17 protein-coding genes are annotated in these 21299 nt (G+C 45.0%); all 17 read right to left on the bottom strand.

Annotated features, from left to right (window positions below; genetic code table 11):
- Positions 1 to 172: 172 nt before the first annotated feature.
- The 17 genes from dapB to rsmH all read right to left on the bottom strand — a co-directional run bounded on the left by dapB (position 173) and on the right by rsmH (position 21223).
- Positions 173 to 982 carry a 4-hydroxy-tetrahydrodipicolinate reductase gene (dapB, locus tag OH455_RS03580; protein WP_206368173.1) on the bottom strand — a complete coding sequence of 270 codons (810 nt, stop codon included), beginning with the start codon at positions 980 to 982 and terminating at the stop codon, positions 173 to 175.
- Between the two features lie 123 nt (positions 983 to 1105).
- The gene (mutT, locus tag OH455_RS03585; RefSeq protein ID WP_045976152.1) at positions 1106 to 1510 is read right to left on the bottom strand and encodes an 8-oxo-dGTP diphosphatase MutT; all 405 of its coding nucleotides are present in this window, start codon (positions 1508 to 1510) and stop codon (positions 1106 to 1108) included.
- A 63-nt stretch (positions 1511 to 1573) separates the two neighbouring features.
- Positions 1574 to 4303, bottom strand: coding sequence for a preprotein translocase subunit SecA (gene secA, locus OH455_RS03590; protein WP_269980376.1), 2730 nt, complete (start codon positions 4301 to 4303; stop codon positions 1574 to 1576).
- 410 nt (positions 4304 to 4713) lie between these two features.
- Complete coding sequence (lpxC, locus tag OH455_RS03595; protein WP_045976154.1) at positions 4714 to 5631, bottom strand: UDP-3-O-acyl-N-acetylglucosamine deacetylase; 918 nt, start codon at positions 5629 to 5631, stop codon at positions 4714 to 4716.
- Between the two features lie 100 nt (positions 5632 to 5731).
- A complete protein-coding gene (ftsZ, locus tag OH455_RS03600; protein WP_045976155.1) occupies positions 5732 to 6967 on the bottom strand; it encodes a cell division protein FtsZ in 1236 nt (411 codons plus the stop codon).
- Between the two features lie 30 nt (positions 6968 to 6997).
- Positions 6998 to 8260 carry a cell division protein FtsA gene (ftsA, locus tag OH455_RS03605; protein WP_045976156.1) on the bottom strand — a complete coding sequence of 421 codons (1263 nt, stop codon included), beginning with the start codon at positions 8258 to 8260 and terminating at the stop codon, positions 6998 to 7000.
- Entirely contained in the window at positions 8253 to 9035 is a 783-nt protein-coding gene (locus OH455_RS03610; protein WP_269980377.1) for a cell division protein FtsQ/DivIB, read from the bottom strand. Before OH455_RS03610 ends, ftsA begins: the two co-directional genes overlap by 8 nt.
- Positions 9036 to 9218: 183 nt before the next feature.
- Positions 9219 to 10679 (bottom strand): UDP-N-acetylmuramate--L-alanine ligase, encoded by a 1461-nt coding sequence (gene murC, locus OH455_RS03615; protein ID WP_269980378.1) that lies wholly within the window; start codon positions 10677 to 10679, stop codon positions 9219 to 9221.
- Between the two features lie 12 nt (positions 10680 to 10691).
- Positions 10692 to 11753 (bottom strand): undecaprenyldiphospho-muramoylpentapeptide beta-N-acetylglucosaminyltransferase, encoded by a 1062-nt coding sequence (gene murG / locus OH455_RS03620; RefSeq protein ID WP_269980379.1) that lies wholly within the window; start codon positions 11751 to 11753, stop codon positions 10692 to 10694.
- Positions 11740 to 12939 carry a cell division protein FtsW gene (gene ftsW, locus OH455_RS03625; protein WP_269980380.1) on the bottom strand — a complete coding sequence of 400 codons (1200 nt, stop codon included), beginning with the start codon at positions 12937 to 12939 and terminating at the stop codon, positions 11740 to 11742. The genes murG and ftsW overlap by 14 nt, the downstream gene beginning before the upstream one ends.
- Before the next feature lie 14 nt (positions 12940 to 12953).
- Entirely contained in the window at positions 12954 to 14273 is a 1320-nt protein-coding gene (gene murD / locus OH455_RS03630; protein ID WP_269980381.1) for a UDP-N-acetylmuramoyl-L-alanine--D-glutamate ligase, read from the bottom strand.
- An 18-nt stretch (positions 14274 to 14291) separates the two neighbouring features.
- Positions 14292 to 15374: a phospho-N-acetylmuramoyl-pentapeptide-transferase gene (mraY, locus tag OH455_RS03635; RefSeq protein WP_269980382.1), complete on the bottom strand. Its 1083-nt coding sequence runs from the start codon at positions 15372 to 15374 to the stop codon at positions 14292 to 14294.
- On the bottom strand, positions 15371 to 16729 hold the full coding sequence (locus OH455_RS03640) for a UDP-N-acetylmuramoyl-tripeptide--D-alanyl-D-alanine ligase (RefSeq protein WP_045976163.1): 1359 nt from the start codon (positions 16727 to 16729) through the stop codon (positions 15371 to 15373). Before OH455_RS03640 ends, mraY begins: the two co-directional genes overlap by 4 nt.
- Positions 16726 to 18210: a UDP-N-acetylmuramoyl-L-alanyl-D-glutamate--2,6-diaminopimelate ligase gene (gene murE / locus OH455_RS03645; protein WP_269980383.1), complete on the bottom strand. Its 1485-nt coding sequence runs from the start codon at positions 18208 to 18210 to the stop codon at positions 16726 to 16728. The genes OH455_RS03640 and murE overlap by 4 nt, the downstream gene beginning before the upstream one ends.
- A 12-nt stretch (positions 18211 to 18222) precedes the next feature.
- Entirely contained in the window at positions 18223 to 19953 is a 1731-nt protein-coding gene (locus OH455_RS03650; RefSeq protein WP_045976165.1) for a penicillin-binding transpeptidase domain-containing protein, read from the bottom strand.
- Complete coding sequence (gene ftsL / locus OH455_RS03655) at positions 19950 to 20267, bottom strand: cell division protein FtsL (protein ID WP_045976166.1); 318 nt, start codon at positions 20265 to 20267, stop codon at positions 19950 to 19952. The genes OH455_RS03650 and ftsL overlap by 4 nt, the downstream gene beginning before the upstream one ends.
- 5 nt (positions 20268 to 20272) lie before the next feature.
- Positions 20273 to 21223, bottom strand: a complete 951-nt coding sequence (rsmH, locus tag OH455_RS03660; protein WP_206368160.1) for a 16S rRNA (cytosine(1402)-N(4))-methyltransferase RsmH — start codon at positions 21221 to 21223, stop codon at positions 20273 to 20275.
- Positions 21224 to 21299 lie beyond the last annotated feature (76 nt).

Consider the following 21299-nt stretch of genomic DNA (forward strand, 5'->3'; position numbering starts at 1 on the left):
AACAACCAAAAAAACACACTAAACTTAGATGCAGATATCATATGTCAACTTGTTTATTGGATTACTAATTTAAGCCAGATACAAAAAGCGCCGGGCAAACCCAGCGCATAATTATTTACTTTCAGTTTCTAGTTTCACTTTAATACTAAGATGCAGGGTAATTCCCTTCAAACTAAAGCTCGTTTAGACCCAATACATCGGTCATAGTGTAAAAACCCGCTGGCTTCTCATTAAGCCAAACCGCTGCCTTAATTGCACCATTAGCGAAAGTCATGCGATCTGTAGCTTTATGGGTCACTTCCACACGTTCGCCAATATCAGCAAACATTGCTGTATGCTCACCAATGATGTCACCAGCGCGGATGGTCGCGAAGCCAATTTCATCTTTAGTACGCTCACCTGTGATACCTTCACGAGCGTAGACCGCCACATCACTTAGCTTATTACCCATTGCATCAGCAATCGCTTCTCCCATACCAATTGCAGTACCTGATGGCGCATCTACTTTATGACGATGGTGTGCTTCTACAATTTCAATATCGCAATAATCGCCCATTACCTTGGCGGCTTTTTCGAGGAGCTTGAAAACCAGGTTTACTCCCACAGAGTAGTTAGGTGCCATGACCACAGGTACATGCTGCGCAAATGCGTCAATTTGTTCACGCTCTTGCTCGGTAAAGCCTGTCGTACCAATAATAATACCCTTTGCGTGTTGCTTACATAACTCAAGGTTAGCAAGGGTGCTTGAAGGGGCAGTAAAGTCGACGATCACATCAAAGTTATTAATATCTTTTGCCAAATTATCAGTCACTACAATGTCAAACTTTCCTTCACCACACAGCTCCCCAATATCTACGCCGACTAAAGATGACTCTGGTCTCTCGGAGCCTGCACCTACTTGAGCCTGTTGGTTCAAATAAGTGGCTTTAACTAAGTTTCGGCCCATACGACCAGCAGCTCCGGCAATTGCAATACGTACCATTGCACCTCTCCATTATTATCATTAAATGTGCTTAGTAGATTAAAACTACCAACATTAACCATTGCTGGCTAGATCCGGATGATCTTTCATCACAAAATTTTTATCAAAACGAACGACACTTACCTACCTCTGTGCAAATTCGTTCATCACTCGATGTAAAATGGGTATGTTAGCTTCCGGGAATGCATAGCGAGTAAGCTCAGTTATTGGTACCCAAACGCCTTGTTGACCTTCTTTACCGTACGGAGCATTCTCGAATCTGGTCACACTAATGAAATCAAACTTGAGCGACTTTTCTGGGTAGTCATATTCAAGGTGTTCGAATAGACTCTGCTCTGTCACCTTAATACCGACTTCTTCTTCGAGTTCTCGAACAATAGCGTCTTCTATGGTTTCACCTAATTCCACTTTACCACCAGGAAACTCCCAGAAGCCCCCCTTATGTTTATCATCTGGCCTCTTGGTAATAAACACTTCCGATTGGTCGGAATTAAAAATGATGGCCGCAACAATATGAATACGTTTCATAGTAATTTTCCTCAAAAAAAGAGCCGCTTAAGCGACTCTTTACTTTTCATGTACGGTTTCAAATTAGCTATTAATTTGACCGTGACATTGCTTGTACTTCTTACCGCTACCACATGGGCATGGCTCATTTCGGCCAACTTTGCGTTCTTCACGAACCGTTGGCTGATGTGCACCATCATGGTTTTCGTCGTCGGAAAGTTGATTTTCAGCAGATGCATGCTGAGCTTGAGCACGACGAGCCGCTTCTTCTGCTTGGGCACGGCGCTGCGCTTCCATACGCTCAACTTCTTCCTGCTGTTGAACTCGCACTTTAGACAGTATGGTAATGACGTCTGATTTAAGCGCATCTAGAAGACCTTCAAACAACTCAAACGACTCACGTTTGTACTCTTGCTTCGGGTTTTTCTGAGCATAGCCACGTAGGTGGATACCTTGACGCAAATGATCCATTGCCGCCAAATGCTCTTTCCAAAGCGTATCCAGCGTTTGTAGCATAACGGATTTTTCAAAGTTACGTAGAACCTGCTCACCCACCACCGCTTCTTTCTCTTTATAAACGGCAACAGAAGTTTCAAGGATCTTCTCACGCAGTGCTTCTTCGTATAACTTATCGTCTTCTTCAAGCCACTGTTTGACCGGCGCATCCAAATCAAAGTCGTTCTTCAGACGCTCTTGAAGGCCTTCTACATCCCACATATCTTCCAGAGATTGTGGTGGAATGTATTCGTCGATAATAGCACTGATCACATCAGCTCGATTTTGCTCAACCATTTCACTGATGTCTTCAATACTCATCAGTTCATCACGAAGCTCATAAACCACTTTACGCTGATCGTTCGCCACATCATCGTATTCAAGTAGCTGTTTACGTATGTCGAAGTTGCGACCTTCAACTTTACGTTGCGCTTTTTCAATGGAGCGAGATAGCATCTTAGATTCAATCGCCTCACCTTCTTCCATACCACTTTGGATAAGACTAGCCATGCGATCTGAGGTGAAGATACGTAGTAAGGAGTCTTCCATTGATAAATAGAAACGCGAAGAACCTGCATCTCCCTGACGACCCGAACGACCTCGTAGCTGGTTATCAATACGACGAGACTCGTGACGTTCAGTACCAATGATGTGCAGACCGCCAGCTTCAAGAACTTTGTCGTGTATTTCTTTCCACTCTGCTTTGATCGTTTCGATTTGCTCTTGTGTTGGATTCTGCATTGAATCCACTTTCGCCTGCCAGCTTCCGCCTAACACAATATCAGTACCACGACCAGCCATGTTAGTGGCGATTGTCACCGCGCCAGGGGTTCCTGCTTCAGCAACAATTTCTGCTTCACGTTCGTGAAATTTTGCATTCAAAACGTTATGTTTGATCTTCGCTTTTTTCAGCGCATTAGACAGCAGTTCAGACTTTTCAATCGAAACTGTACCCACTAGAGAAGGCTGACCTTTAGCAACGCGCTCTTTAATATCTTCAATAATCGCATTGAATTTGTCTGCTTCAGTACGATAAACCACATCCGGCATATCGTTACGAATCATGGGTTTGTTGGTTGGGATCACAACCGTCTCTAGGCCATAAATAGACTGAAATTCAAACGCTTCAGTATCCGCAGTACCCGTCATACCTGATAACTTTTCGTATAAACGGAAGAAATTCTGGAATGTAATAGATGCGAGCGTTTGGTTTTCGTTCTGGATCTTCACACCTTCTTTGGCTTCAACAGCTTGATGAAGACCTTCAGACCAACGACGGCCTGGCATTGTACGGCCAGTATGTTCATCAACGATCACCACCTCGCCATCTTCATTGACGATATAGTCTACGTTCTTTTCAAACAGTACATGGGCACGCAGGGCCGCATTAACGTGATGCAACAGGCTAATGTTCGCCGGAGAGTAAAGTGTATCTCCTTCTTCCATTAAGCCATTCTTGATCATCAGTTCTTCAACAAACTCTTGACCCGTCTCTGTCAGATGGACCTGCTTCGATTTTTCATCGACGGTGTAATGGCCATCACCACGATACTCTTCTGAATCTTCCTGATCTTGTTTCTGAAGATTTGGAATAAGTGTGTTAATACGCGTGTACAGTTCAGAACTATCTTCTGCAGGGCCAGAGATGATCAATGGCGTACGTGCTTCATCAATAAGAATCGAATCTACTTCATCCACTACTGCAAAGAACCGAGCACGTTGAACACGGTCTTCGGGACGGAAGGCCATGTTGTCACGCAGGTAGTCAAAACCAAACTCATTGTTGGTTCCGTATAGAATGTCCGCTAAGTAAGCTTGTTTCTTTTCTTGTGGAGGCATATTTGGCACATTGACGCCAACGGTCATCCCAAGAAATTCGAAGAGAGGACGGTTTGTTTCTGCATCACGCTTTGCTAGGTAGTCGTTGACGGTAACAACGTGCACTCCCTTTCCTGCAAGAGCATTAAGATAAGCAGGTAATGTTGCAGTCAGTGTTTTACCTTCACCGGTGCGCATTTCAGCAATCTGACCAGCATTCAGTACCATACCACCAATAAGCTGGACGTCGAAGTGACGCATACCATAAACACGCTTTGATGCTTCACGTACTGTCGCAAACGCTTCTGGCAGAAGTTTATCTAAGGTTTCACCCTGTTCAAGACGCTGGCGGAACTCAACCGTTTTAGCTTTCAATTCTTCATCAGAAAGCGCTTCGAAGGTTGGTTCATAGTTATTAATTTCTTTTACAATTTTTCTAAGGCGACGTAACGTGCGGTCGTTGCGACTGCCAATTACCTTTGTCAGTAGCTTAGTTATCATTTGCTATGCATCTCTCTTTACTTAGATCGGGCCCGATCTACATTCTGTGCCTTCAGTCTCTAACAGTTTTGAACTAAGAATACTGAGATAAATCACTTTACTCAGATATTGTGATGAGAACTATAGATTTCAAGGCTTAAGTGGCGGTTAGTTTAAGGAATTTTGCCTCTAACGACCAATAATAAGGTGATTTGTTTGAAGCATTCTTTATTTTTGTTCGCTATATGATGGATGTTTATCTTCTGAGATTAAAATATGCCCACCAGTAAACCGAATAAATTTATTTATTGGACCTAAAGATTCAAATTGATCGGCAAGATCTTTTGAACCGTTGGCAGATCTTTGCCATGCGGCAAACGACGAAAACAAAAAAACCAGGCTTTCGCCTGGTTTTTTAAATCTTTTGCTTTTTACGCTACAACCATGCTTGGTTGCGCGAAAGCAACTGGTGAAACTGCTTCTTCTTCAAACGTTACCCACTCCCACGCTTCTTGATCTGCTAGAACAGAACGTAGTAGTTGGTTGTTTAAACCATGACCAGATTTAAACGCACGGAACTCACCAATGATTGGGTGGCCACACATGTATAGGTCACCAATAGCATCCAATACTTTATGAGTAACAAATTCGTTTTCGAATCGCAGACCTTCTTCATTAAGAATACGGTATTCGTCTAATACGATGGCACAATCAAAGCTTCCACCTAAACATAGGTTTTGAGATTGTAAGTATTCAATATCGCGCATAAAACCGAAGGTGCGTGCACGAGATATATCTTTGACAAAGCCTTGTGATGAAAAATCAAACAATAAATGTTGTTCATCTGATTCAATTGCTGGATGGTTGAACTCAATCTCGAAATCCATACGGAAACCATTGAAAGGTACAAACTCTGCCCATTTATCGTCATCTTCAAAGCGCACAGGTTTCTTGATACGGATAAAACGCTTAGGTGCGTTCTGTTCTTCAATACCAGCTTGTTGCAGCAAAAACACAAAAGGGCTAGCACTGCCATCCATGATTGGAATCTCTGGCGCATCAACCTCAACAATAATGTTATCGATACCCATACCTGCAAGTGCAGCATTTAAGTGTTCGACTGTTGAAATGCGTACGCCTTCGTCATTAACCAAAGCGGTACAAAGCATGGTATCACGAACTGATTCTGGATCTGCTGGAAAATCGACAGGTGGATTAACATCTGTACGACGGTAAATAATACCTGTGTTTGCAGCCGCTGGGCGAAGAGTAAGTGTCACTTTGCGACCAGAGTGGAGTCCCACACCAGTTGTTTTCACTATTTCTTTCAGAGTACGTTGTCTGATCATCTGCTTGCCTCAGTACTAATTGCTACAAAACGCGGTCAATGAGTAATATTGACCGCGAATCGTACCATAATTTTGAACAGTGTCAAATTATGACTTAATTTTAGTCAGCCTGACGACGTAAGAATGCTGGAATATCAAGATAACCAGTGTCCTTATCAGCTTTAGGGGCGGCACTTTGTTGACCAGCACCTGAGCTCGAAGGAGCAGAACTTGTCGGCTGAGGAGTCACCTGAGGTTTCTCTTGCAAACTTGGTGCCGGTTTTTCTTCCACTTTATTGACAGCTGGCTGCTGAGTAGGTGCAGCTGGCTGTGTTTGTGGTTGTGCAACAGAAGAAACTTTCGTTTTTCCACCAGCCACCAAAGTGATGTCAGGCTTTTTCTCTGTGCCAATACCAGTAGCAACAACAGTTACGCGAATTTCATCAGCCATATCAGGGTCTAACGAAGTACCAATAACAACTGTAGCATTATCTGAAGCAAATGCTTTAACCGTGTTACCCACTGTTTCAAACTCATCCAGACGCATATCAAGACCAGCTGTAATGTTAACAAGAACACCACGAGCACCAGCGAGATCGATATCTTCCAGAAGTGGGCTTGAGATAGCCATCTCAGCCGCTTCTTCAGCACGATCTTCACCTTTGGCAACGCCGCTACCCATCATTGCATGACCCATTTCAGACATCACAGTTCGAACATCTGCAAAGTCGACGTTAATCATGCCCGGACGAGTAATAAGTTCTGCAATACCTTGTACTGCATTCTTAAGTACGTCATTCGCGCTAGCAAAAGCTTCGAGTAGAGTGATGCCACGGCCCAATACTTTGAGTAGCTTTTCGTTTGGAATCGTAATTAATGAGTCTACCTGCTTAGACAACTCTTCAATTCCTTGCTCAGCAAAAGCTAAACGCTTCTTGCCTTCAAAGCTAAATGGCTTAGTCACGACGGCAACAGTGAGTATACCCAGCTCTTTTGCGACTTCTGCAATAACTGGAGCAGCACCTGTTCCTGTACCACCGCCCATGCCAGCTGCGATAAATACCATATCGGCACCATCGAGCTCTTCTTTAATTCTATCTCGATCTTCGAGAGCAGCATCACGCCCAACCTGAGGGTTAGCGCCTGCACCCAGACCTTTAGTGATATCACCACCAATCTGGATCACGCTATTCACGCTTGTTTTACGAAGCGCTTGCGCATCAGTGTTGATGCTAATGAACTCCACGCCTTCGATGGATTCACGTACCATGTGTTCAACGGCATTACCACCACCGCCACCAACCCCAACGACTTTAATTACTGCGTCGTCAGACATTTCCATCATCGGTTCAAACATGTGTTATCTCCGTTTATCCTGCTGCTCAGGTTAAAATTCTTTTTGTATCCAGTTACGCAAGCGTCCAAAAAATGACGTTACAGATTGGCGTTTAGGCTCATTGTATTCTGTATCGTCATTGATCTGGCTGTCTCTTGCATAATGAAGTAAACCCACCGCCGTAGAGTGATACGGCTCTTTTACATAGTCTGTAAGTCCGCTCACCTCGAGAGGTTTGCCAACTCGCACTTGATTACGGAATACACGTTCCGCGCACTCTACCAATCCTTCAATCTGCGCAGCACCACCAGTGAGCACCACACCAGCTGCAAGATGATGTTTAATCCCTTCTTCACGCAGCTTCTCCTGAACAGTATCGATAGTTTGATTAACCAGCCCCATCAACTCAGTATAACGAGGTTCAATCACCTCAGACAAAGTTTGTCTTTGCAAACTGCGTGATGGACGCCCTCCTACACTAGGAACGTTAACCGTGTCGTCCTTGCTGACCAACTCACTTAGAGCACAGCCATATTTCACTTTTATTTCTTCTGCATCGCTAACAGGAGTACCAAATGCAAAAGCAATGTCACTTGTCACAGCGTTACCTGCGTAAGAAAACACTTCTGTGTGACGTAAAGCACCACCTGTCCAGATTGACACATCCATAGTGCCAGCACCAATATCGACAACACAAACGCCTAGCTCACGTTCGTCTTCAGTGATCACAGCGTTACTCGCAGCTAAACCCGAGTAAACTAGGTGCTCCACTTTTAAACCACACCGCTCAACAGCTTTGATAATGTTTCTCGCCATATCATTGTGGCAAGAGATCAAATGCACGCTCACTTCCATCCTTACTCCTGATAAACCTAGCGGATTTTTAATCCCTTCTTGGTAATCGATAGTAAATTCTTGTGGAATTACATGCAGAATGCGCTGTTCGTCACCTATTTTGATAGATTTAGCAGTATGGATTGCACGGTCCATGTCCTCTTGAGAAACCTCTTCATCGGAGATGGTTCCCATGCCTTTCTCTATTCGGCTAGCAATATGTCTACCAGAGATTGAAATAAAAACATGACTGATTTGGCATTCGGCCATCAGTTCAGCTTGATCAACCGCTCTCTGGACAGACTTTACAACGGATTCAAGATCGTTGACGCCACCCTTGTCCATTCCTCGCGATGGACTACTACCTGCACCGATTATGTTTATCTGACCATCAGGCAGTACTTCTCCAACCAGAGCCGATACGGTTGCAGTACCTATATCAAGACCAACAATAATGTTGTCATCAGCGGTCTTAGTCATCTGTGCTCTCTTGTTCTAAATCTTGCTCAGGGAACCACCCAACGGAAGCTCCCGTATCATACCTGAGGTCAATATAACTGACTCTTTGGGAGTCGCTACCTAAGTTTTTGTACAAAGAGAGGAATCTTTCCACCCTCTCTTCTAAAGATTCTTTACCTAGTTCTAGCCTGATACCGTTATCAAGGATAATCTGCCATGCACGGCGTTCATTCAGTAATAACGAAGAAATCTTTAGGTTTAATACTGCAAATTGAGGATTGATTTGTTGCCATATTTCCAAGACTTCTTGGTTCGTGTCTATGGGGCCATAGAGCTTAACTCGCTCTTCCTCTAACTTGCCAATATCTCCATTAAATACCAGTCCCCGACTATTGAGCAGCTCATTACCATTCCAGATAGCGACCGCTTTATACTCGGTCAGAAAAACTTTTACAGTATCAGGCCACTGTTTACGAATCGATGCATGCGAAACCCAAGGAATAGCTTCAACCGTATCCTGAAGTACTTTCACATCTTGTGACATAAAAGTACCAACATGCTGTAACCTAGCGAATGCGCGCTGAACGTCGAGAGGGGAAACGTATTTCAAATCCCCCTCTAAAACGATGTGAGATAAAGGTAGACGCTTATCATCCCACATCCAAGATAACGTGGCATAAAGGGTAGACCCTATCAACATCAAAACCACCAGCAAAAATGCACCGCCAAAGGTGTGCTTTTTCACTAGTGGTGAGTCAGTAAAACGACGGCCTTCATTCACAGCACTTTCAATCAAGTCCGCTGTCCCTACTATCAGTTCGCAACTCTAAGCCCTATCTCATTTTTCGTAAAAAAGGCAAAAGCAATTACTTTAACCTTCGGATTATACTGGCGTCATTGAAAGTATCAAACACTGAAATTGAGAAATCGCACTTTAATTGCATTAATTAATCGAATTAATCGAAATCTCATATTTAAATCATGCCATTTGCATCTTATCGATACTTAATTCAAAAGCAGCTAGCTGCTTGGCTACTTTGCCAATATCTCCAGCACCTTGCGTTAGTACCAAGTCACCATCTTGCAAAACATTCGCTAAAACAGAGGGTAAAGTGCAACTATCTGAGACAAAAATGGGGTCAATTTTACCTCTACTACGAATAGTGCGGCATAAGTCACGGCTGTTAGCTCCAGCAATTGGTTTCTCACCGGCAGAGTAAACGTCGAGTATCAAAAGAACATCGACTTGCTCTAGCACATTAGCAAAATCATCGTACAAATCCCGCGTTCGACTATAACGATGGGGTTGAAAGATCATCACCAAACGCTTGTCTTGCCAGCCATTGCGAGCAGCATGAATTGTGACATCTACTTCGGTCGGGTGATGACCATAGTCATCCACCAACATCGCGCTGCCATTGCCTGTATCAAATTCGCCAAGGTGTTCAAAGCGGCGTCCTGTTCCTTGCGTTCCGGCCATAGCACGTAAGATAGCTTTATCGTCTATATCATCTTCCGTAGCAACGGCAATCGCCGCAGAAGCATTAAGTGCATTGTGGCGGCCAGGAATATTCAGTGTAATATCCAGATTTACACGCCCTTTACGCACCACGGTAAATTGTCCCTGCTGGCCTTCCTGACGGTAGTTTTCAATACGAACATCTGCGTCTTCAGAAAAGCCATAAGTGATGACTTGTCGACTCATTTTCGGGATCAAATCTCGAACTACCGGATCATCAATACACACAATCGCTTGCCCATAAAAAGGCAAATTGTGAAGAAAATCGATGAATGTTTGCTTTAGAGTTTCAAAGTCTCCGCCGTAGGTATCCATATGATCGGCTTCGATATTGGTTACGATACTCACCATAGGTTGAAGATGAAGAAAAGACGCATCGCTTTCGTCCGCTTCAGCGATCAGGATACGACTCGAACCAAGACGTGCATTCGTGCCAGCGCTCTTAACTAAGCCCCCGTTAACAAAGGTAGGATCGAGGCCTGCTTCAGAATAAATTTGAGTAACCAGTGCAGTCGTCGTGGTTTTACCATGAGTACCAGCCACGGCAATACCGTGACGGAAACGCATAAGTTCTGCCAACATTTCCGCACGGCGCACAACAGGTATTCTCGCCGTTCTTGCTGCTTTAATCTCAGGATTTTCTTCATTGATAGCGGTCGAGACAACGACAACACTTGCTTGCTGAACGTTATCTTCAGTATGACCAATAAAAATCGTCGCACCTTTTTTAGCAAGTCGCTCAGTGACAGGGTTTTCAGCTAAGTCAGAACCAGTAATTTGATAACCTTCATTGAGTAGAACCTCAGCGATCCCACTCATTCCTGCGCCACCGATACCGATAAAATGAATACATTTAACACGGCGCATTTCTGGCACCATGGCTCGAATTTGCGCTAAATCTTGGGTATGTTGAATTGTCATGAATATTTCTCTTTAATTCGCGAGCGCAATGATAGCTTCAGCGACTTTGGTATCGGCATCTAACTTGGCAGCAGTTCGGGCACTTTGTGCCATCTCAAGTAGCTTCGTGCGATCCAACTGGTGAATTTGTTCGGTTAATTTTTCGATTGTGAGATCAGGTTGCTCAATCATTTTTGCTGCACCACATTCAACTAAGTGATCGGCGTTCAATGCTTGCTGCCTGTCTTTGTGCATAAATGGAATAAACACAGCGCCAACTCCAGCAGCCGACACTTCGGAAACCGTCAGAGCTCCCGAGCGACAAACTAACAGATCTGCCCATGCATAAGCTTGTGCAACATCATCAATGAATTCTATTGCCTGAGCATTTTCAACATTAAAAGCTTGGTATGCTGCAGACACTTCTAAGTGATTATTTCTACCTGCCTGATGGCAAATTTCATACTTAGAGCCTAACCTAGACATGACTTCCGGCATTGTAATATTGAGAATTTTCGCGCCTTGGCTCCCACCCATCACTAGGATACGGATTTTCCCATCGCGCTCCATCATTCTCTGTTGTGGACAGGGTAATGCTACCACATCCTCACGAACAGGATTACCGACCACCTCAGCATCTGGGAAAGCCCCTGGAAATGCTTGAAAAACCTTAGATGCAATGCGCGATAGCCACTGGTTAGTTAGTCCTGCCACCGCATTTTGCTCATGCAGAATAACGGGTATTCCCAGTATCTTAGCCGCAATACCGCCCGGACCGCTAACGTATCCACCCATTCCAAGTACAGCATCAGGTTGCCATCGTTGCATATGTTTCTTTGCTTGCAGTATAGCATTCGCAATTTGAAAAGGCGCTTTGATAAGTCGACTCAATCCCTGACCACGTAATCCTTTGACTTTAATAAAGTCAATATCGATACCGTGCTTAGGTACCAGTTCCGCTTCCATGCGATCGGCCGTTCCAAGCCAACGAATTTCCCATCCTTGCTGCTGAAGCTTCTTCGCGACAGCCAATCCAGGAAAGACGTGACCACCAGTGCCTCCGGCCATCACCATTAATCGTTTATTCTCTTTCATTTTCTTCTTTCTGTTGCTGCTCGCTATGCAATGCGATCAATCGACATTCATGATCTATACGGAGCAATATCGCGACGGCTGTCGACATTATAATCAGACTGGAACCACCGTAACTAATCAAGGGTAACGTCAGACCTTTCGTTGGTACCATACCAGCCGCAGCACCAACATTAACCAAAGTCTGAAAAGCGAACCAAATTCCGATTCCAAACGATAAGTAACCTCCAAACAATAAATCGTGTTCAAAGGCTTTACGGCCTATCAGAATCGCTTTAACAACCAGACTAAAAATCAGCATTAAAACCAGTACTACACCAACAAAACCCAACTCTTCAGCTAGCACTGCAAATACAAAATCTGTGTGCGCTTCTGGCAAATACTCTAACTTCTGAATCGAATTACCCAGCCCCTGACCAAACCATTCACCTCGACCAAACGCCATCAGTGACTGAGTTAGCTGGTAACCACTACCAAACGGATCTTCCCAAGGATCAAGAAATGACGTCACACGACGCATTCGATAAGGCTCGACTAAAATAAGTCCAACAACAGAGACAATCCCTACGACCATCAGTGCCAAAAACTGAGTGAGCTTGGCCCCAGCAATAAAAAGCATACCAAACAAGGTGACAAGCATTACAATGACGGTACCAAGATCCGGCTGAAGCAACAGCAAACTTGCAAGGGTGCCAAACACTATAATGGGTTTGATAAAACCACCAAAAAAGCTTGATCGAACTTCTTCGTGTTTGCGGACTAAGTAATCGGACATATAGATAAACAGAGACAGCTTGGCAATCTCAGCTGGTTGAAGGTTAAACAGCCCCAGGGGTATCCAGCGGGAAGCACCATTAACCGATTTACCCGCCACGAGTACAACCACTAACAGAAAGAAAGATAGCCCGAGCAACGCAGTACTGTACTGAGACCATTTTCTCAGCGGCACCTGCAAAATGACGCTAGCTGTAGACAGTGCCAGTAGCAAAAAGACAGCATGGCGAAACATAAAATGGAACGGTTGATCTGTTAAACGTGAGCTGATCGGGAATGAGGCTGAAGTCACCATAACTAAACCAGTTAACATCAAACCTAAAGAGATCCACACCAATTGACGGTCAAAAAAGGCCTCTGGAGACGAGGTTGTCATCCACAGTTTGGTAGTCGAAAATAAGTGTCTTATCTGCATTCCAGTCGGTTCAATTAAGCATATTGCTTAGCGAGGGCAGCAAAAACCTCACCACGTACCATAAAATTCTTAAACTGATCAAAGCTCGCACATGCTGGAGACAACATAACCATATCTCCTGGCTCGACCTGTAAGCTGACCCATTTTACAATCTCTTCAAGAGTCTCAAATAGTTTGGCGTCTGGATGTAACGGCAGAAACTTATCGCCGTCAGCTCCAAAACAACATAGCTGAACATTCAATGGACTCAATACTGACGTTAATTCAGAAAAATCCGCCCCTTTTCCGTCACCACCGACTAACAAATACAGCCTGCCAGAGAGAGTTAAGCCGGAAAGTGCTGCCAATGTACTTGCTAAGTTGGTAGCTTTGGAATCGTTGACCCACTTAACACCCTTATTATCCATGACAACCTGACATCGATGTGTCAGGCCGCTGTAAGTCCTAAGTGCATCTATTCCGTGAGAAATAGCAATACCGGCTTGTTCGAGTAAGGCAAAGACAACTAATGCATTAGCTAAGTTGTGTCTTCCCACTAGGTTAAGCTCATCAGACGCCAATATTTTTACATTTTGGTGACACAAGTACTCTCTTTCATCCACCACTTTGATATGGAACTCGCAATTTTTTTCTAGGCTAAATTCGACGAGAGGGGCATGCTCCTTATCTGGATAGGTAGCGAGATCATCTGCATTGACAATACATGCCTGAGCATTATCAAAAATGCGAAGTTTAGCCCGACGATAGTCTTCCATACCGTCATAGCGATCCATATGATCCTCAGACAAATTTAAGAATGCCGCCGCTTTAAGACTTAGGCTAGATGTTGTTTCCAACTGAAAACTGGATAACTCAAGCACATACAATTCGGCTTCTTGCTCAAGCAAGTCCAACGCAGGTACACCAATATTACCGCCAATGGCAGTTTTTACTCCCGCAGCATTGGCGACCACACCCGTCAAATCGGTCACAGTGCTCTTACCGTTTGAGCCTGTTATTGCCAAAACTGGCTTATCTACCTGCCACGCGAACAGTTCTATATCACCAACGACTCGAATATTAGAGTCTATAGCATGTTGAATTTCTGGATTGGTCAGGGCAATACCAGGATTGGCGACGATCAAATCGGCTGCCATCAACCAGTCCAAATTCCAACCACCAGAATGAAGTTCAACTCCCTCTGGTAGCGCTTCACTACCCGGTGGGTTATCGCGTGTATCAATGACGCGAATAGTTAAAGAGTAAGGTAATTTTACCAAGTATTTAACAACCGAGAGCCCGGTAATACCGAGCCCCACAACGACAACACTCTCTATGTTCTGCCAACGATCCATAGTCAAATTCTGATTTCCCTAACGTACTTTGAGTGTTGCTAAACCTACAAGGACCAGAACGATAGAAATGATCCAGAAACGTACAATAACACGTGGTTCGGGCCAGCCTTTGAGCTCGTAGTGATGATGAATTGGAGCCATACGGAAAATACGCTGACCACGTAACTTGTAGGAACCAACTTGAAGAATCACCGACAGAGTTTCCATGACAAATACCCCCCCCATGATAACTAACACAAACTCTTGACGAACAAGCACTGCAATTGTGCCCAGCGCACCACCTAGTGCCAGTGAACCAACATCGCCCATAAAGACTTGGGCTGGATACGTGTTAAACCATAAAAAACCTAGCCCTGCACCAACTATTGCCGTACAAACGACCACCAGCTCAGAAGCGTGAGGTACGTGAGGAATATGGAGGTAATTTGCGAAGTTAACATTGCCAGTAGCCCAAGCAATCGCGGCAAAGCCTGCTGCGACCAAAACTGTAGGCATAATGGCCAAGCCATCAAGACCGTCGGTCAAGTTAACGGCATTACTAGTGCCAACAATAACGAAGTAAGTCAAAACAATGTACATCAGGCCAAGTTGAGGCATGATGTCTTTGAAGAAAGGCACAACCAGTTGAGTCGCCGAAGTTTCATTTCCATGCGCATACAAGCTGAAGGCAACAACCAAAGCAATAGCCGATTGCCAAAAGTATTTCCATCGCGCAATAAGTCCATCGGTATTTTTACGCACAACCTTTCGGTAATCATCAACAAAACCGATAGCACCATAGCCAATCAGAACAGCCAACACCGCCCAAACGTATGGATTAGAAAGGTCAGTCCAAAGTAAAACCGTCGTCACTATTGCAGTCAGGATCATGATTCCCCCCATTGTCGGGGTCCCACGTTTACTGAAGTGTGACTCTGGACCTTCGTTGCGCACGACCTGACCAATTTGAAGCATCTGTAAACGGCGAATCATGAGCGGCCCCATCCAAAGTGATATGCCTAACGCAGTCAACACACTTATGATAGCCCGAAACGATAAGTATTCGAACAAACGGAAGAATGAAAAGTATGGCTGTAGGAGCTCTGCAAGCCAAATGATCATGTATACATCTCCTTCAAAGCAGCGGCGATCTTGCTCATGCCTGCACTGTTTGCTCCTTTAACCAGTAATGTCTGAGAGCCAGTATTCAGGTTGAGCTGCTGCTCAATAAACTCAATCATGCTGTCATGAGTATCAAAGTGCTTACCCTTGCACACATCGCTGATCGCTTGAGTATCAGCACCGTAAGTAAGCACATATTCAAATTTAAATGGGGCCGCATGTTCACCGACTTGGCGGTGAAGTGCAAGACTTTCATCACCTAACTCCGCCATATTGCCCAAAATCAACCACCGTATGCCATCGAAGCTATTTAATAGATCTGCAGCTGCTTTCATAGCAGGGACGCTGGCGTTATAACTGTCATCAATCAGCCTTATGCTATCGCTTAGCTCAATCGTTTCAACTCGACCTTTCACTTTTGATAAGTTGGCTAGACCTGATGAGATCATCTCTGATGTTGCCCCTAGCTCTATTGATAAAGCTACTGCTGCGAGTGCATTTGCTACATTGTGCTGACCGATCATCCCCAGCTTGACATCAAATGATGTATCTGGTGCCTCAACGGTAAAGGATGCCTCACCATTCACATTCATTGTTACATTACGCGCTTTATATTCCGCACTGTTATCACACAGTGAAAATGTCTTCACCGTTTTGTCAGACAGTACTTCTCGCCAGTAATCTCCACCATGGCTATCTAGGTTTACAATAGCGACAGAACCTGGTTTAAGCCCCTGATAAATTTCACCTTTAGCACGTTTAACGCCATCCATTGAGCCGAAACCTTCCAAATGCGCAGCTGCAACGTTATTCACCAATGCGACATCTGGGCTAACCAGTTGTGTCGTGTAAGCAATCTCTCCAATATGGTTGGCACCCAATTCAATGACGGCAAAGTCATCTTCCGGTTGAGAACGCAGCAAAGTTAGTGGAACACCGATATCATTGTTAAAGTTGCCAGCGGTATAAAGCACTTGGCCTTGCTGGCTCATAATACTGGCGACCATTTCTTTGACTGTCGTTTTGCCGCAGCTTCCCGTAATCGCTACAGTTGGCGTTTGACACACTTGATGAACAAACTGACCCAGCTTACCCAGTGCAACTTTGGTGTTTTCAACCAACAACTGAGGCACCTGAACGTCGACCGCTTTGCTCACCAACAACGCACTCGCTCCAGACGTGACAGCCTGACCTGCAAAGTCATGGGCATCAAATCGTTCACCCACCAATGCGACAAATAAAGACCCTGACTCAATCGTTCTCGTATCCGTTGAGACAGATTGAATAGCAGTATCGTCACCGATGAGTTGGGCGTCCAGTACATCAACAAGTTGGGACAGCATTAGAGTAATCATAGTGTTAGCTCCAGAAGTCGTTGGGCAGATTCGCGATCAGAGTAATGAATGGTTTCATTAGCCATCACTTGGTAGTCTTCATGGCCTTTACCAGCGAGCAAAATAATATCGTCGCCACTACTGTGCTTTAGTGCCTGAGCTAAAGCGTTATAGCGATCATGTTCAACAATGGCATTTTGAGGTGAAGCCATACCCGCCAGCATATCTTTTACTATCGCTGACGGCGATTCGCTGCGAGGATTATCATCCGTTAGAATAATCACATCCGCTAAACTTTCGCCAATTGATGCCATCATCGGGCGCTTGCCAGTATCTCTATCTCCACCACAACCAAATATTGCCCACAATCTTCCTTTACAATGGACCCTCAGCGCAGATAGCGCTTTCTCCAAGGCGTCAGGAGTATGTGCATAATCAACCACAACTTTGGCTTTGCCCTCTGCCTGAAACAATTCCATACGCCCTAAGACAGGTTTAAGTTGGCTGGCAGTGTCTATCAACGCTTGTTTTTCTATTCCCATAGATAGCAGCGCAGTAAAAGCCACCAGCACATTGCTGGCATTAAATGCTCCAATCAAAGGTACTGTAAAGCAGCCTTCCCCATACTGACCGGAAAATTTCAGCGAAATACCCGCTTCAGAATATTCGACATGGCTAGCAAATACGCCATTGCCGTTTTGAATCGGAGATAAAGAGACCGGAATACAATTGCCGAGCTGTTTAACCCAGCTTTCCCCAATGGGGTCATCAAGATTGATCACAGCCTGAGCGCAATCATGTTGAGTAAACAAGGACAGCTTGGCTCGTGCATACTCTTCCATTGTGCCATGGTAATCGAGATGATCACGACTGAGATTAGAGAATACACCAACCGCAAAGCTGAGCGCTTTCACTCTGTCTTGAACCAAACCGTGAGACGAAATCTCCATCGCGGTATATTGTGCACCTTGTTTTTCTAAATCCACCAAAGTTTGCTGAACGTCTAACGCATTGCCCGTTGTATTCAAGGCTGGCTTCAACGAGTCTAAAAAACCGTTGCCTGTCGTTCCCAATACCGCCGCTTTTTTACCAGTCAGCTCTAACCATTGAGCAATTAGCTGAGTGATGGTCGTTTTACCGTTAGTTCCTGTCACTGCGATAAGTTGATTGCGCTCAAGAGGTTGAAAACGGTTTGCAAGTCCTGACAAATGGCTGGATAGCTGCTTGATGTAAATAACAGGAACATCACCAATCCATGTCACCTTACCGTGGACGGCACTCTCATCCGCTTCAGCAATAATGGCGTTAGCTCCGTGCTCAACCGCAGAGTGAATAAACTGCCGCCCATCGACAGCATGACCTTTAATGGCAACAAAGGTAGAACCAGGAGCCACTTTACGACTATCGAGAACCAATCTCTCAATAACAATGTCACCTCCTGCCTGGGACGACAAGTCAGCCAAAGGAGCAAGCAAATTAGCCAGTGTGAGTTCTTTGGTCATCTAACACCTCACTTATTCTTCTTTAAATCTGTTTTCATCAGGAGCAACGTTGAGGATCTGCAGTGTGCCCTTTAATATCTCAGAAAACACGGGGCCAGCAACGGAACCGCCATAGTAGTTGTCTCCTTGAGGCTCGTTAACCACTACCACTAGAGCTACGCGTGGATTACTGACAGGCGCCACACCTGCGGTATAGGCAAAATACTCATCACCATATCCCCCTGCAATCGCCTTGCGTGAGGTACCTGTCTTTGCTGCAACACGATAACCAGGCACCGCCGCTTTGGTTGCAGTACCACCAGGCTGAGTTACGGTCTCTAACATATTCAGCACCATATGTGCATTGTTCTCATCAATCACCTGACGGGATAGGTCCTGTTGGTTGTTTTCGATAATATGGATGGGTTGATACTTGCCGAAATTACCCAGTGTGGCATAAGCATGCGCAAGTTGAAGGGGTGTAATAGTCAAACCATAACCAAATGCCAAAGTTGCAATTTCAAATTTGGACCAACGACGTCGATCGGGGAAAATACCTGATGTTTCACCCACTAGGTTCAGCCCTGACATTTCACCAAACCCGATAGAACTGTACATACCAAGCAAGGCTTCTAAAGGCATATCGAGCGCTAGCTTAGCAACACCGATGTTACTCGATTTTTTCAAAATCGTCGTTAGATCCGCTTTTCCTACTTTGGATGTATCACGTACTCTCTGGCCACCAATTGGCATAATGCCACTGCCAGTATCAATGATCGTATTTTTATCAGCGACCCCATTTTCCAGCGCGGCTAAAACAACAAAAGGTTTCACCGTTGAACCAGGCTCAAACGCATCGGTGATGGCCCGGTTTCTCATTTTGGCCGATTGAAGGTCAGAACGGTTATTTGGGTTGTATGAAGGAGCATTGACCATCGCCAACACTGCACCGGTTTTTACATCCAATATCACCGCTGTTCCCGAGGTAGCGCGGTAATCAGCTACAGCTTGCTTGATAGAACGATAAGCAATGGCCTGAATACGTTGATCAATTGTCAGCTCGAGCGGTTTACCTTCTTCTCGCTCTTCCAATGAAATGTTTTCAACTACCCGACCATATCGGTCTTTACGAATGATGCGTTTACCCGCTTCTCCCGTCAGCCATTTATCATAGCTACGCTCAACACCTTCCAATCCGTGGCCATCAATACCAGTCACACCGACCAAGTGAGCACTAACTTCACCTGTCGGATAATAACGTCTGGACTCAGCTTTCAGACCAACGCCTGCAAGTTTCAGTTCACGGATATAGTGAGCCATTGCTGGGCTAACTTGACGTTGAAGATAGACAAACCGGCGGGATTTGTTACGACGGATTTTGTTGACCATTTCTTTACGGTCAAGGCCGAGAACATCGGCCAGAGCATACCAACGATCCATGTTAGCAAAGCCGTCACGTTTAAAAATAGTTGCCGGATCAGCCCAGACCGCCTCCACAGGCACACTAACAGCGAGAGGCTCACCATTGCGATCAGAAATGATTCCTCGGGCAGAGTGAATAGTTTTCGCTCGGATAGAACGTAAATCACCCTGCTGAATGAGATTGTCAGGCTCAACGATTTGAATGTAGGCTATGCGGGCTACCAGAGCTGAGAATGCCCCTAAAACAAACAATAGGACTAAATAAAAACGCCAACGGATCAAGCTAGGCTTCTCTGTATTCGCCGGTTTCTTGGTAGGAGCGGTGACTTTACTTTTACTCATGGGAGGTCAATTACCACTTCTTTATCTGAATCCGGACGTTTCATTTGCAGTTCATCTTTGGCAATTTCTTGCACTCGACTATGCTCGGCTAGCGCCGTTTCTTCAATCAGCAAGTTGCGCCACTCATTGTCTAGCCTTTCTCGTTCCTGCAAGGCTTGATCTTTTTCGGTAATAGCTTGTCGTGTGTGGTGTGTCGTGAAAACAACGCCCATGGCGGATGCAAAGATCAAAATCAATACCAGCAAAGGCATTCGCCCCACTGTCAGAAGGTCGACAACAATCAGTTTAGCTAGATTTGACTTGGCTTTACTCATTGCTATCAGAGTTTCTCCGCAATACGCAGTACAGAGCTACGAGAGCGAGTATTGATATCAATTTCTCGCTTAGAAGGCTTAATTGCTTTTCCTATTGGCTTTAAGTTAGCACTACCTAGGGCTTTGATTTGTGCTTCTGTCATTGGAATTCCATGAGGGACTTCAGGACCTTTGCTCTCTTTGCGAATAAAGCGCTTCACCATGCGATCTTCAAGAGAGTGGAAACTGATCACGGACAGACGGCCTTCAGCAGCTAAAATACTAGCAGCGCCTTTTAACGCGGTATCGATTTCTTCAAGCTCACTATTGATGTAAATACGGAACGCCTGAAATGCACGCGTAGCTGGGTGTTTTTTCTCTTTAAAACTCTTTGGCGCCGCGTCGGAAATCAGCTTAGCAAGCTGACCTGTACGTAGCAGCGGTTCATTTTCTTCGTTTTCACGGTAAGCCACAATCGCTTTCGCAATTCGACGAGCATGTTTATCCTCACCAAACTCACGAATAACCCAAGTGATGTCATCTAGATCGGCTTCCATTAGCCACTGAGAAACAGGGATCCCTGATGTGGGATCCATGCGCATATCCAGCGGGCCATCTTTCATAAAACTGAAACCACGCTCAGCATCATCGAGCTGAGGAGATGAAACACCAAGATCAAGCAAGACACCATCAACTTGACCAACTAAGCCTCGCTCTTTTGCATACGTCGCCATGCCTGAGAAAGGGCCATGAATAATCGTAAATCTAGGATCATCGATCGTTTGAGCTTCTTCAATGGCTTGCGGATCACGATCGATACTAAAAAGACGACCATGCTCTCCCAGCTGAGAAAGGATTTGACGACTGTGCCCACCACGACCAAAGGTTCCGTCAATGTAGGTACCATCAGGCTTAATGGCTAAGCCATCGATAGATTCATGCAGTAATACAGAAATGTGCTTAAATTCTTCGGTCATGATTTTTTATCTCGCTCTCGCACTGCGCGCTCAAACTTTCCAGTGTACTGATTTAGAGGGTGATCGCCACCCATTG

This window comes from Vibrio sp. T11.5 (assembly GCF_027587155.1).
Classification (GTDB): domain Bacteria; phylum Pseudomonadota; class Gammaproteobacteria; order Enterobacterales; family Vibrionaceae; genus Vibrio; species Vibrio neptunius.